Here is a 12,272-nt window from a genome sequence, read left to right as displayed (position 1 = left end):
TTATTAATTTTTAATTAGATTTATCCCCATAATCATAGAAGCCTCAAAAGCGATGAAACGAATAATAGTAGATTTTAAGAAACTAACTCCAGAGATCCTATCTCTATTAGTTGAAAAGTATCCTGACGGATATGACGATGACAATGTAATTAGATTTAAAAACGCTAAAAATGAGACTGTTGACGCTGTTGAAGTTCGTACAGAAGATACTATCTACTTAGTAAAAGTAAGCTCAAGACTAGAAACTAGTATGGCTAATTTTGATGAAGATGACTATGATGATAACGATTACAACGAGCCAATAAGCGAAATGCCAGACAAGAAAAAGTTTGACGAAGAAGAATAAAAAAAAGAGGCCAATGGCCTCTTTTTTTTATTTATAAATAGCGTTCATTTATAATGTTTTGATGGTGTATTTCATGTCCGCAAACAATAAAACCTAACGAACGAACCGTTGAATAATTAGAATTTGACTTCCCTCCTTTTAAAAGCGTCGTTTCATTAAAGCTGCTAAATAAACTTATGGTAGCAGCGCGAACCGTTTTATATTCTTCGATTAAATCATCAATGCTACGCGTATTTGCCTTACAATTGGCACCAAATACATTTTCATCAAAACCCTCTAGAGAAGCATTTTCGGCACGCGCAAAATACAAGGCGCGATAACAAAAAACACGCTCAGTATCTATAATATGTAATAAAACTTCTTTCGGCGTCCATTTTCCTTCAGCGTATTTAAAATGCAACTTTGAATCCGGAATTGACGCATAGAAAGCCGGTATAGCTTGCTCTCCGTTACGCAAAGCCTCTACTAAAGAAACATTGGAAACTAAATCTATATACCTTTTAAAGTAAGGTGCATATTCGTTTGAAGGTATTTGTGGTGATTTCATTGTCTGTAATTTTTCTTAAAAGTATAAAAAAACCTCTGTATATACAGAGGTTTTAAAGTATGATAGAATTCCGAAGGAATTAAAATTCTTTAAAAATTGAATGCATTAAACGTTTCTTATCATTTATGCTTTCTTCTAATGAAATCATAGTTTCAGTACGCGTTACACCTTCAATATCATCGATTAAATAGATAATGTCTTTTGCGTGACTTGTATTTTTCGCTCTAATTTTACAGAAAATATTAAATTTTCCAGTTGTAACGTGCGCTACAGTTACATGTGGTATTGACGCAAGACGCTCCAATACAAATTGCGTTTGAGATGTTTTATGTAGAAAAATACCAACATACGCGATAAATGAGTATCCTAGTTTTTGATAATTAAGACGTAACGAAGAACCTGTAATAATACCTCCTTCTTCCATTTTCTTAACACGAACGTGTACGGTTCCTGCCGAAATTTGTAATTTTTTTGCAATGTCTGTAAAAGGAGTTCGAGTATTCTCAATTAACATATCGAGAATTTGGTGATCGGTGTCATCTAATTTAAATTTTGCCATATTTTTTTTTGTAGTAATTTTTTAGATATGTAAAAATAATACGCTTAACTCAATAAAAAGTCATTTTACTAAAATATTTATAACAGAATTATCCATTTTACTAACAATTGTCGAAATAATTAAATCTTCAAAAATATTTTCTTGCGAATTTATCAAAATTCCATTCCCTTTTAAATCAATCTCCTTGTGCCCTTTTATTTCGTCGCAGCCCCCTATTTTAGAGACAATAGGTTTAAAACTAATGACATCTCCTTCTAATTCTTCTACATATTGAATGGCGACAGCTATTGGCTGCTTATAAGCATCAACCCGAACGTTTCTAAGAACAACATCATTGTATGTAAGATTATTCTGCGGTATTTTAAAATAATCTTCATAAGTCACAGGAGTTTCAGACTGATTTGTAATGTCAAACAACTCTAAAAAGGCATAAAATATAAACGATCGAGTTGTTTCACGACTATAATCCAATGCATAATGTCCCGCTTCAAAGAGTATCGTAGGCACTCCAGCCATCTGAAAGGTATCACCCACACAATTTGCATTAAAACCATCGTCATAGCGCCCTACTTGCCCTGGAATGTATTGCTGCAAAGCTCTATTCATACGCACGATATGCTCCATAGCAACGATTCTAGCAGGTGTTATACTGCGTTCTTTATCTGCGGAAGGAGCTAAAAAGGAAACTGTAGCTGGTAATCCTGTAGCCAATCCGTAAATAGTACGTTGATCGTGAAGGTTTAAACACAAATCTGGTTGAAGTTCATTAAAAACCGATTGCAATACTCTACTTTCATTTTGAGTTGTCTCCTGTGCATCTCTATTTAAATCGACTTTATTTGCATTTACACGTGTATATAAAGAAGCTCCATCTGGATTAAGTATTGGAATAATATAAAAAGTATAATGCGCTAAAAACTCATTTATTTCTTTCTGAAAGAATTCCTTTTGAGCAATAAACTTCAAAAAATCAAAAATTGCTTTGGTAGTTGTTGCTTCATTTCCGTGCATTTGCGACCACCCTAAAACCTTCTTTTTTCCCGATCCAATAGTGACCATTGGAATGTCTTTTCCGTTTTCTGAAACACCTATAGAAGCAATTTTAAATTGGTTTTTATACGAAGAAAGCAATGGTGAAATGTGCGCTAAATCTATATACCTATCTCGCAATTGAGACTCGTAATTTGAAGCATACCAAGTTGTGATATTCATAGTCTTTTTTTGTTTGATTACAAATGTAAACAATCATAAGTTTACAAATGTAAACAAGTTTTTCACCTTCTTTTGTGTATTGTTGTAAACAGTAACACTCACCTTTAACATTTCTTTATACCGAAAACCACTCTTACGCTACAAATACATTATAAAATACTTTATTTCAGTTAGTTAAGTGCTATTATATGAAGTGGTTATTTATACTTATTTTAAATATATTCATTAAACATTGTGGGTTCTGAAGTAATAATTTACATTTGTAAACGTTAAATCCTCAAACAACAGTTTACAATGGTAAACACTTCAGATTTTGCTAAAAGATTACAAAAAGTGCTCGATTATTACGGGGTGTCTGCTACTGCTTTTTCAGAAGAAATTGAGTTCAATCGTTCCACAATTTCTCACCTCCTATCGGGTAGAAATAAGCCCAGTTTAGAATTTGTTTTGAAGGTCCTTCAGAAGTATCCTGAAGTAGAATTATATTGGCTACTAAATGGAAAAGGAAGTTTTCCTAAAAGCACTATTCCGCAGATTGAAAAACCAAAACCTGCACAAGAAACCATTTCATTTGATTCCAACTCAAGTTCAGACTCCACTCCAAAAACCACTCCTCCTCCAATTTTTTCGGACCCAAAAATTTCGCATTCAGAAAAAGGAATTGAACGTATTGTAATTTTTTATAATGACGGAACTTTTAAAGTGTATGAAAATTAAAATGTTTCCGTAATTTTTCAGAAATTCGTATAAAAATAATTCTATGCGATTTTTACTCCTCGTACTTTCCCTTTTCCTATTACAAAGCTGTTATAACGTAGAACGTAATTGTACCGACTACAAATCTGGAACTTTCGAGTTTGAAGCCCTTGTAGGTACCGAACTCCTTACCACAACTTTTGTTCGCAACGATTCGATAGAAATTGATTATTTTAAAGGAAAGGCAGATACATCATCCGTACGTTGGATTAATGATTGTGAATACATTGTTCAAAAACTGAATCCGAAGAACCAGGCCGAAAAGAAAGCCATTCATATGAAGATACTCAGTACCGCTGAAAATGAATATACTTTTGAATACAACACCGTTGGCTCATCAACAAAACAAAAAGGTACTGCCAAAAAAGTTTCTCAAAACAAACCATTAACCGACTAACCATTATGTTTGAAATTTTAACCTCTCCAGACGCACTCATTGCGTTATTAACCCTTACGTTTCTTGAGATAATATTAGGAATCGACAACATTATATTTATATCGCTTGCCGCCAGTAAACTTCCTAAAGAACATCAAAAAAAAGCCACAAATATTGGTCTTTTCTTGGCGATGATTATTCGTATTATCCTATTGTTCGGAATTTCTTGGCTCGTAGCGATGGAAGCCCCTTTCTGGCACATCAATCTTCCTTGGGTTAAAGCAGGAATTAGCGGACAAGGAGTAATTCTATTTATTGGAGGTTTGTTTTTACTATACAAAAGCACCAACGAGATTCATGAAAAAGTAGAAGACAAAGGTCACGACGAGCGAGAAGTAAAAAAAGGACGTGCTACAACACTCTCCAAAGCTGTGATTCAAATTTGCTTAATCAACATCGTTTTTTCTTTTGACTCTATTCTGACCGCGGTTGGAATGACAAATGGAGTCGGAAACTCACCCACCGATGCACTTATCATTATGGTTATCGCAGTGATTGTTTCGGTACTAATAATGATGATTTTCGCAGCGCCTGTAGGACGTTTTGTAAATGAGCATCCTACCGTTCAATTGCTAGGACTTTCCTTCTTAATACTAATTGGTTTTATGTTGATTGCTGAAGGTGCACACCTATCGCATCTTGAAATTTTTGGTTCAGAAGTAGGTGTCATTCCGAAAGGATATTTGTATTTTACAATTGCTTTTTCTCTTTTTATTGAATTTATCAATATGAAATACCGAAAAAGGACCTCTGGGATTGTCACAACTACTCCTGAAAAAGAACTCGATAAATAATTTAAAACAATAAACTCATGAACGAATTCACCACACAATGGACTAAAAAGGAATTAAGCGCTTATTTGCTGTTATATTGTGCAAATGCCGATTATATCGAAACAGAAGAGGAAATCGAGCTCATTCGCTCTAAAGTGGATAGAGCGGACTATAAAGCCATTCATAAAGAGTTTGAAAACGATAACGACTATCAAAGTATTCAAAAAATTGAATCGACTATCGCACGTTTAAATCTTTCCGAAGCACAGATTGACGCGCTTATAGATGAAATGAAAGCGTTATTTACAGCCGATGGAGGTTATGACGCTGCAGAAAATGCTTTGTTTACAGGTCTTAAGAAGTTATTGAAGGAGTAATTACTCTTTTTTTCTCTTTAGTAAATTATTTTGTTCCTCGATCAGTTTTTCAATATTTGACAATAACTGAATGTTTTTAGGAGTCTCTACTTCCTTATTTTTAGGGTCGTCAGATTTATTTCTAAATCGATTCATCATTTTTACCACTAGGAAAACTGTGAGTCCGATAATAAAAAAATCGATACTCACCTCAATAAGTTCTCCGTAACCAATGGAAATTTCACTGCTGTCTTCACTTGCTACACGAAGTACGTATTTTTGATTTTCGAAACTTACTTTATTCGTGAAGTACAGTAAAGGCGGCATAAATATCTTCTTCACCAATACATTCACCACATTGTTAAAGGCGGTACCCATAATAATACCGATGGCCATATCGACCATATTTCCTTTTACTGCGAAATTTTTAAATTCTGAAAAGAACTTCTTCATAATACGTCCTAAAATAGCAAGGTTTGTCCTTCATCGTCAGTAGGAGGTTCTTCTCCTTCGGAAGGTTTTACAGGCTTTTCTGAAGCTGAACCGTCTTGAGACGAAACAACGTCTTCTTCATCAACAACCTCTAAGTTTTCAGTAGCAACAGGAGTTGGCGGCTCATACGGAAGTGGTTCCAATTCGTTAATCTCCAAAACTTTATCTTTTGTCAATTGATTCCCCATAGCTGAAATCCCTTTTATAGAAATAAATTCTTCCAGGTTGATTTCTAAGTTCTCTTGTCGATCTTTCCCTCTTGTTTTAGCAAATACAACCTCAGCCATAGGTCTATAATCTGTAAACAAGTGATCTAAATAGGATTTAGGATGCTCTGTTATAATTAAATCTTCACGATCTGGATGCTCTATTAAAAATCGTTTTACATAAAACAATTCCTTTTCACCTTCCCAATAAATTGCAGAAATAGGTTTCTTTGGGTCCCATTTCTCCAAAACTATGATATCACTATCAAAATGAAGTGTTAGTTCTGGAATTACCGTTTTAGCGATTCCCTTCTGATTAATAATCAATAATCGATCTTCTTTTCTAAATTCACCCAAAAGCTCGCCTCGTGCATCTACATTTAAACGCTGCACAGTTTCATCAAACCAAATTTTACGCGGTTTTAATGTAGACAATCCTTTTTCTTTAAGCTCTATTCGTTTTACAGAATACTTTGTGACAATATTTCCTTTAGAGCCACGCCCCTTCACTAATAAATCGGCAAAATCTAAATCGAATTTTAATTTCTTGATGCTTCCGCTTTGACGAAGCAATACCGTTACCACCTCAGCTTCTCCATTTGGATTAGCCGTAAAGTAAAGTAGTTTAGAGCCTTTCGTGCCCGCAGTTAAATCATATTCTTTATCACGAGTGATACTAGTTACCGAAAATCGTTTTACATAGGTCGCACCTTTGGGTCCGTCTCGGTAAATTAAATTATAGATTGTTCTAGCATCTTTCTTCTTGAAAATAGCGACATGTACAATTCCTTTACCAATAAATGTTTTCGCATCTACTTTGGTAACCATCATTCGTCCACTTTCCGTAAAAACTATAATATCGTCAATATCACTACAATCTGTAACATATTCGTCACGACGCAAACTCGTACCCACAAAACCTTCTTCTCGGTTTACATATAGCTTTGTATTCCTAATAACAACCTTTGTTGCTTCAATATCGTCAAACACACGAATTTCAGTTTTACGCTCTTTCCCTTCTCCATAATCCTTCTTCAAACGCTTGAAATAATCAATCGAGTATTCAATTAAATTGTTTAAGTGATGCTTTACTTGAGCGATGTTATCGTCCAACGCATCAATTTTTTGCTGCGCTTTATCAATATCGAATTTTGAAATACGCTTGATACGAATCTCTGTTAAACGCACAATATCATCTTCGGTTACAGCACGCTTTAAATGTTGAATGTGTGGCTGCAATCCCTTATCAATTGCACTAATTACACCTTCCCAAGTTTCCTCTTCTTCAATATCACGATAGATTCTATTTTCAATAAAAATACGTTCTAAGGAAGCATAATGCCACTGCTCTTCTAATTCGTGCAATTGGATTTCCAATTCACTTTTTAAAAGCTCCACTGTACGATCTGTAGAACGACGCAACATTTCAGAAACTCCCACAAAAAGTGGTTTGTTATCTTCAATAACACATCCTAAAGGTGAAATTGAGGATTCGCAGTTTGTAAAAGCGTATAGCGCATCTATAGTTTTGTCTGGAGAGATCCCTGCCGGAATATGAATTAAGATTTCCACATCGGCAGCTGTATTATCTTCAATTTTCTTTATTTTAATTTTTCCTTTATCATTGGCCTTCAATATAGAATCGATTAACGATGATGTATTGGTCCCAAAAGGAATTTCAGTAATCACCAAGGTGTTTTTGTCTAATTGATTGATACGCGCTCTACTACGTATCTTTCCGCCGCGCAACCCATCGTTATAATTAGTTGCATCCATAATTCCGCCCGTAGGGAAATCCGGCAACAAGGTAAAACGTTTCCCTTGCAAGTGCTTGATAGACGCATCAATTAACTCGATAAAGTTGTGTGGCAATACTTTGGTTGAGAGTCCGACCGCAATCCCTTCAGCACCTTGTGCCAAAAGCATAGGAAACATTACTGGAAGATTGATAGGCTCTTTTCTTCGTCCATCATACGACGCTTGCCATTCGGTAATTTTCGGATTGTAAACGACGTCTAACGCAAACTTAGAGAGTCTTGCTTCAATATAACGAGACGCCGCAGCACGGTCGCCTGTAAGTACATTTCCCCAGTTTCCTTGCGTGTCTATCAATAAATCTTTTTGTCCGATTTGAACCATGGCATCTGCAATACTCGCATCCCCGTGTGGGTGATACTGCATCGTATGCCCTACAATATTCGCAACCTTATTGTAACGCCCATCATCCAAATCTTTCAAAGAATGCATAATCCGTCGCTGTACCGGCTTAAATCCATCTTCAATAGCAGGTACTGCACGCTCTAGGATTACGTAACTGGCGTAATCCAAAAACCAATCACGGTACATGCCCGTAACCTTCGTTATTGTATCGCCAGAAGTATCCTCGTTTTCGCCCAAGTAATCTGGTCCTTGGTTTATTTCTTCTTCGTTGTTTGGAGTTTCGTCCACAGTTTTATAAAATTTTATTTAAAACAGATTACTTTACAATTACAAATGACTGGGTGCCAAATTCGATTTGATTGTCATTAACCGTTACTTTATCAATTAGTTTCATATCAAAACAGTCTCCTTCGCGGATAAAAAAATCAACAACAAGAGCATCTGTTTCTGAGGCACTCAACTGAAGGCTATACGCTTCTCCTGAAACCATCTCTGTATAGTCAAAATAAAGAACCGCTTCTTCTTGCGTGTTTTCAAAATAAAGAAACAACTCTGAGGTGTCATTATAAATTCGAATATCTTCAAACTGATATGTTAACTCTTCGCCTATTAAATTAACACCATTTGAATCCACAACACTAAAACTCGCCGTAGGCTCTATGGGTAAAATCGCTTCACAATCATTATTTGTATCACAGCTTACCGCTAAATTAACCAGAACCGTTAAAAGGAATACTATTTTTATAGTTTTAGCAGTCATTAGCTTTCAATTTTATCAACTTCAAACTTCAAGTTATCAATAATAAATTTTTGTCGGTCAGGGGTATTTTTTCCCATATAAAACGACAACAGCTCTTCAATACTCATTGCCTTATCTAACATAACAGGGTCTAAGCGAATGTCTGCACCAATAAAATGAACAAACTCATCGGGAGAAATCTCCCCAAGCCCTTTAAATCGTGTTATTTCAGGTTTTGGCTTTAGCTCTTCCATGGCATCCTTTCGTTCTTCTTCGGAATAGCAATAAATGGTTTTCTTTTTATTACGAACTCTAAACAAAGGCGTTTGTAATATATACAAATGTCCTTCTTTTATCAATTCTGGGAAAAACTGAAGGAAGAACGTAATTAACAACAAGCGTATGTGCATTCCATCCACATCGGCATCGGTTGCAATTACAATATTGTTATACCGAAGATCCTCCATCGACTCTTCTATGTTCAATGCCGCCTGCAAGAGGTTAAACTCTTCATTCTCGTACACAATCTTTTTTGAAAGTCCGTAGCTATTTAACGGCTTTCCTTTCAAACTAAAAACGGCTTGTGTATTTACATCCCTACTCTTGGTAATACTCCCACTTGCCGAATCTCCCTCGGTAATAAACAATGTAGACTCTAGATTCCGTTCTTTCTTAGTATCTCCTAAGTGAATTCGGCAATCGCGTAATTTTTTATTGTGAAGATTCGCCTTTTTAGCACGATCTTTCGCCAGTTTCCGGATCCCTGAAAGTTCCTTACGCTCCCGCTCTGCTTGCATAATCTTGCGTTGCATTTTTTCAGCAGCATCAGGATTTTTATGAAGGAAGTTATCCAGTTGTGTTTTAACAAAATCGTTAATATACGTTCGTACGGTTGGCAATTCGCCTCCCATATCGGTAGAACCAAGTTTCGTTTTTGTCTGACTCTCAAAAACGGGCTCCATTACTTTTATACTAATCGCAGATACGATTGATTTACGCACATCACTCGCTTCGTAATTCTTTCCGAAGAACTCACGAATGGTTTTTACAACACTTTCTCTAAAGGCTGCTAAATGCGTCCCTCCCTGCGTTGTGTTCTGTCCATTTACAAAACTGTGGTATTCTTCGCTGTATTGTGTTTTACTATGTGTGATTGCGACTTCAATATCGTCTCCTCGCAAATGAATAACAGGATACACCATGTCCTCTTCAGAAATATTATCTTCTAATAAATCTTTCAGCCCATTTTCAGAAAAAAACTTTTCCCCATTAAAGTCGATCGTTAATCCAGGATTAAGATACACATAGTTCTTAAGCATTTTCGCGATATACTCTGTGCGGTACTTGTAATTTTTGAAGATGACCTCATCGGGAACAAAAGTTACTTTGGTTCCTTTTCGTTTTGAAGTTTCTTCAATTTCTGAATTTACTTCTAACTCCCCTTGAGAGAATTCTGCATATTTCGTTTGGTTATCACGAACCGACTCTACTCTAAAAAATGAAGAAAGCGCATTTACAGCCTTGGTACCTACACCGTTTAGTCCTACCGATTTTTTAAAGGCACGACTGTCGTACTTTCCACCGGTATTCATTTTAGACACTACGTCCACAACTTTCCCTAACGGAATTCCACGTCCGAAATCACGAACCTTCACTTCTTTATCTTTAATTCTTATCTCGATGGTTTTTCCAGCGCCCATCACGAACTCATCGATACAGTTATCGAGCACTTCTTTTAGTAAAATATAGATACCATCATCTGGAGAAGAACCATCTCCTAACTTCCCAATATACATCCCAGGGCGCATACGAATATGCTCTTTCCAATCCAGTGAACGTATATTGTCTTCTGTGTAATCGCTTTCTGCCATAAAGTATAGGGTGTAGGCACGAATATAAAATTATCGTGTTACATTAAAAACTGAAATCTAGGAAAGTAATTAACAATAAATAAAAACCTATTGTTAGTAACGCACTTAGCTTTTTTTCTTCGGAAAGAAATACGTAAAATTGACAGTCTCTCGTTAAAGAGAAAGCTATAAAGGAATAGAACCTACAAGAGGCTTTAACTATACGTTGAAACGGAAATGCATTACATCTCCATCACTTACAACATATTCTTTACCTTCTACTCCCATCTTACCCGCTTCTTTAACTTTAGCTTCACTTCCGTACGTCACAAAGTCGTTATATCGAATGACTTCGGCACGAATAAATCCTTTTTCGAAATCGGTATGAATAACCCCTGCAGCTTGTGGTGCTGTTGCACCTACAGGAATGGTCCAAGCACGGACTTCCTTCACACCTGCCGTAAAATAGGTTTGTAAGTTTAATAATTTATAAGCGCCACGAATTAATTTAGCAGAACCTGGCTCTTCTAAGCCTAAGTCTTCTAAAAACATCTGACGTTCTTCAAAAGTCTCTAATTCGGTGATATCAGCTTCAGTTCCTACTGCCAACACAACTACTTCTGCGTTTTCAGGAGCCACAGCAGCGCGAACCTTTTCTACATATTCATTTCCATTTGCCGCTCCAGCTTCATCTACATTACACACATACATTACAGGCTTATCTGTAATATACTGCATCTGGTCTATATACTCTTCTCTTTCAGAATCTAACAAATCGATAGCACGAACAGAAACACCGGCTTCTAAACCAGCTTTCACTTTCAATAAAGCCGCTTCTTCTTTCTGAGCATCTTTATTTCCCGTACGTGATGCACGTTTTACTTTTTCAAGTTTCTTATCGGTTGTTTCAAGATCTTTCAATTGCAACTCGATATCAATTGTTTCTTTATCGCGAATAGGATCTACACTCCCATCTACGTGCACAATATTATCATCATCAAAACAACGTAGAACGTGTAGAATAGCATCCGTTTCACGAATATTTCCAAGAAATTGATTTCCCAATCCTTCTCCTTTACTCGCTCCTTTTACCAATCCTGCGATATCTACAATTTCAACAGTAGCAGGCAATACGCGTTCTGGATTTACTAATTCCTCCAGTTTTAACAACCTAGAATCTGGAACGTTTACAACACCTATATTCGGTTCGATTGTACAAAAGGGAAAGTTTGCACTTTGCGCTTTTGCATTTGACAAACAATTAAAAAGAGTTGATTTTCCAACATTTGGCAATCCTACAATACCTGCTTTCATATTTCGAAATTTTGAGGTGCAAATATACAGTTTCAATCAAACACATACTATCTTTTTTTAAGTCGTTTTTTTCAGAAGCAGCAAAAATAAATTTTAATGAATAACACATAACTTTAACAAAAACTATGTACATTTAACAAATAAACCTATAATTACCATACTAAATGAAAAATTTAAAATTCGCCTTAGCGGCAATAGTTCTTTCGGCGTTTACAATGAATGCGCAACAAGACGCAGATGTAGTAGCAGCTCAAAAAGCAAAAACTGAAGTTTCACAAGACGCAGATGCAAAAACAGCAACTGAAGCAGACGCTAAAAAAGCTCCCGCAAATGCTGCAACTAGAAGAAAAAGAGCACAAGCACCTATAGTAGGCGCAGACCAGCAAGAAATAGAAGCAAAACAAAAAACAACTAGAGCAAAGGCTAGAGCTAAAAAAGCAGCGAAAGCAAAAGTTGACAACCAATAGATTTCAATTTTTTGAAATACCATAAAGCCCGTTTCTTTCGAAACGGGCTTTTTTTTTTA

The 12,272-nt window shown here is 36.0% G+C and carries 14 protein-coding genes; 6 read left to right on the top strand and 8 right to left on the bottom strand.

Annotated features, from left to right (window positions below; genetic code table 11):
- Nucleotides 1-52 precede the first annotated feature (52 nt).
- Nucleotides 53-346, top strand: a complete 294-nt coding sequence (locus BLQ00_RS08245) for a hypothetical protein (RefSeq protein WP_093142988.1) — start codon at nt 53-55, stop codon at nt 344-346.
- Between the two features lie 31 nt (nt 347-377).
- On the opposite strand, the gene BLQ00_RS08240 is transcribed toward BLQ00_RS08245, so the two are convergent.
- From BLQ00_RS08240 to BLQ00_RS08230, 3 genes are all read right to left on the bottom strand, one after another.
- Entirely contained in the window at nt 378-893 is a 516-nt protein-coding gene (locus BLQ00_RS08240) for a DinB family protein (RefSeq protein ID WP_093142986.1), read from the bottom strand.
- Nucleotides 894-972: 79 nt separating this feature from the next.
- Complete coding sequence (locus tag BLQ00_RS08235) at nt 973-1,452, bottom strand: Lrp/AsnC family transcriptional regulator (RefSeq protein ID WP_093142984.1); 480 nt, start codon at nt 1,450-1,452, stop codon at nt 973-975.
- Between the two features lie 60 nt (nt 1,453-1,512).
- The gene (locus BLQ00_RS08230; protein WP_093142982.1) at nt 1,513-2,664 is read right to left on the bottom strand and encodes a M14 family zinc carboxypeptidase; all 1,152 of its coding nucleotides are present in this window, start codon (nt 2,662-2,664) and stop codon (nt 1,513-1,515) included.
- A gap of 294 nt (nt 2,665-2,958) precedes the next feature.
- Between BLQ00_RS08230 and BLQ00_RS08225 the strand changes: the two genes are divergently transcribed.
- The 4 genes from BLQ00_RS08225 to BLQ00_RS08210 are packed head-to-tail and all read left to right on the top strand — an operon-like array spanning nt 2,959 to nt 5,006.
- A complete protein-coding gene (locus BLQ00_RS08225) occupies nt 2,959-3,381 on the top strand; it encodes a helix-turn-helix domain-containing protein (RefSeq protein WP_093142979.1) in 423 nt (140 codons plus the stop codon).
- Nucleotides 3,382-3,424: 43 nt separating this feature from the next.
- Nucleotides 3,425-3,817: a DNA topoisomerase IV gene (locus BLQ00_RS08220; protein ID WP_093142977.1), complete on the top strand. Its 393-nt coding sequence runs from the start codon at nt 3,425-3,427 to the stop codon at nt 3,815-3,817.
- A 5-nt stretch (nt 3,818-3,822) separates the two neighbouring features.
- A complete protein-coding gene (locus tag BLQ00_RS08215) occupies nt 3,823-4,650 on the top strand; it encodes a TerC family protein (protein WP_093142975.1) in 828 nt (275 codons plus the stop codon).
- A gap of 17 nt (nt 4,651-4,667) precedes the next feature.
- Nucleotides 4,668-5,006: a hypothetical protein gene (locus BLQ00_RS08210; RefSeq protein WP_093142972.1), complete on the top strand. Its 339-nt coding sequence runs from the start codon at nt 4,668-4,670 to the stop codon at nt 5,004-5,006.
- Here BLQ00_RS08210 and mscL read toward each other — a convergent pair whose 3' ends face one another.
- The 5 genes from mscL to ychF form a co-directional block, all read right to left on the bottom strand.
- Nucleotides 5,007-5,438, bottom strand: coding sequence for a large conductance mechanosensitive channel protein MscL (gene mscL, locus BLQ00_RS08205; protein WP_093142970.1), 432 nt, complete (start codon nt 5,436-5,438; stop codon nt 5,007-5,009).
- A gap of 8 nt (nt 5,439-5,446) precedes the next feature.
- Entirely contained in the window at nt 5,447-8,101 is a 2,655-nt protein-coding gene (locus BLQ00_RS08200) for a DNA gyrase/topoisomerase IV subunit A (protein WP_229792622.1), read from the bottom strand.
- A 58-nt stretch (nt 8,102-8,159) separates the two neighbouring features.
- Complete coding sequence (locus tag BLQ00_RS08195) at nt 8,160-8,603, bottom strand: hypothetical protein (protein WP_093142964.1); 444 nt, start codon at nt 8,601-8,603, stop codon at nt 8,160-8,162.
- Entirely contained in the window at nt 8,603-10,453 is a 1,851-nt protein-coding gene (locus tag BLQ00_RS08190) for a DNA topoisomerase IV subunit B (RefSeq protein ID WP_093142962.1), read from the bottom strand. The genes BLQ00_RS08195 and BLQ00_RS08190 overlap by 1 nt, the downstream gene beginning before the upstream one ends.
- Nucleotides 10,454-10,651: 198 nt before the next feature.
- On the bottom strand, nt 10,652-11,746 hold the full coding sequence (ychF, locus tag BLQ00_RS08185) for a redox-regulated ATPase YchF (RefSeq protein WP_093142959.1): 1,095 nt from the start codon (nt 11,744-11,746) through the stop codon (nt 10,652-10,654).
- A gap of 164 nt (nt 11,747-11,910) precedes the next feature.
- Between ychF and BLQ00_RS08180 the strand changes: the two genes are divergently transcribed.
- On the top strand, nt 11,911-12,213 hold the full coding sequence (locus tag BLQ00_RS08180; RefSeq protein WP_093142957.1) for a hypothetical protein: 303 nt from the start codon (nt 11,911-11,913) through the stop codon (nt 12,211-12,213).
- Nucleotides 12,214-12,272 lie beyond the last annotated feature (59 nt).

Source organism: Ulvibacter litoralis (assembly GCF_900102055.1).
GTDB lineage: Bacteria > Bacteroidota > Bacteroidia > Flavobacteriales > Flavobacteriaceae > Ulvibacter > Ulvibacter litoralis.
This window is presented reverse-complemented; position numbering and strand designations above follow the sequence as displayed.

What these genes read in the sequence shown, in the direction of transcription:
- BLQ00_RS08245 (WP_093142988.1), top strand. Translation starts at nt 53, where the DNA reads ATGAAACGAATAATAGTAGATTTTAAGAAACTAACTCCAGAGATCCTA.
- BLQ00_RS08240 (WP_093142986.1), bottom strand. Translation starts at nt 893, where the DNA reads ATGAAATCACCACAAATACCTTCAAACGAATATGCACCTTACTTTAAA.
- BLQ00_RS08235 (WP_093142984.1), bottom strand. Translation starts at nt 1,452, where the DNA reads ATGGCAAAATTTAAATTAGATGACACCGATCACCAAATTCTCGATATG.
- BLQ00_RS08230 (WP_093142982.1), bottom strand. Translation starts at nt 2,664, where the DNA reads ATGAATATCACAACTTGGTATGCTTCAAATTACGAGTCTCAATTGCGA.
- BLQ00_RS08225 (WP_093142979.1), top strand. Translation starts at nt 2,959, where the DNA reads ATGGTAAACACTTCAGATTTTGCTAAAAGATTACAAAAAGTGCTCGAT.
- BLQ00_RS08220 (WP_093142977.1), top strand. Translation starts at nt 3,425, where the DNA reads ATGCGATTTTTACTCCTCGTACTTTCCCTTTTCCTATTACAAAGCTGT.
- BLQ00_RS08215 (WP_093142975.1), top strand. Translation starts at nt 3,823, where the DNA reads ATGTTTGAAATTTTAACCTCTCCAGACGCACTCATTGCGTTATTAACC.
- BLQ00_RS08210 (WP_093142972.1), top strand. Translation starts at nt 4,668, where the DNA reads ATGAACGAATTCACCACACAATGGACTAAAAAGGAATTAAGCGCTTAT.
- mscL (WP_093142970.1), bottom strand. Translation starts at nt 5,438, where the DNA reads ATGAAGAAGTTCTTTTCAGAATTTAAAAATTTCGCAGTAAAAGGAAAT.
- BLQ00_RS08195 (WP_093142964.1), bottom strand. Translation starts at nt 8,603, where the DNA reads ATGACTGCTAAAACTATAAAAATAGTATTCCTTTTAACGGTTCTGGTT.
- BLQ00_RS08190 (WP_093142962.1), bottom strand. Translation starts at nt 10,453, where the DNA reads ATGGCAGAAAGCGATTACACAGAAGACAATATACGTTCACTGGATTGG.
- ychF (WP_093142959.1), bottom strand. Translation starts at nt 11,746, where the DNA reads ATGAAAGCAGGTATTGTAGGATTGCCAAATGTTGGAAAATCAACTCTT.
- BLQ00_RS08180 (WP_093142957.1), top strand. Translation starts at nt 11,911, where the DNA reads ATGAAAAATTTAAAATTCGCCTTAGCGGCAATAGTTCTTTCGGCGTTT.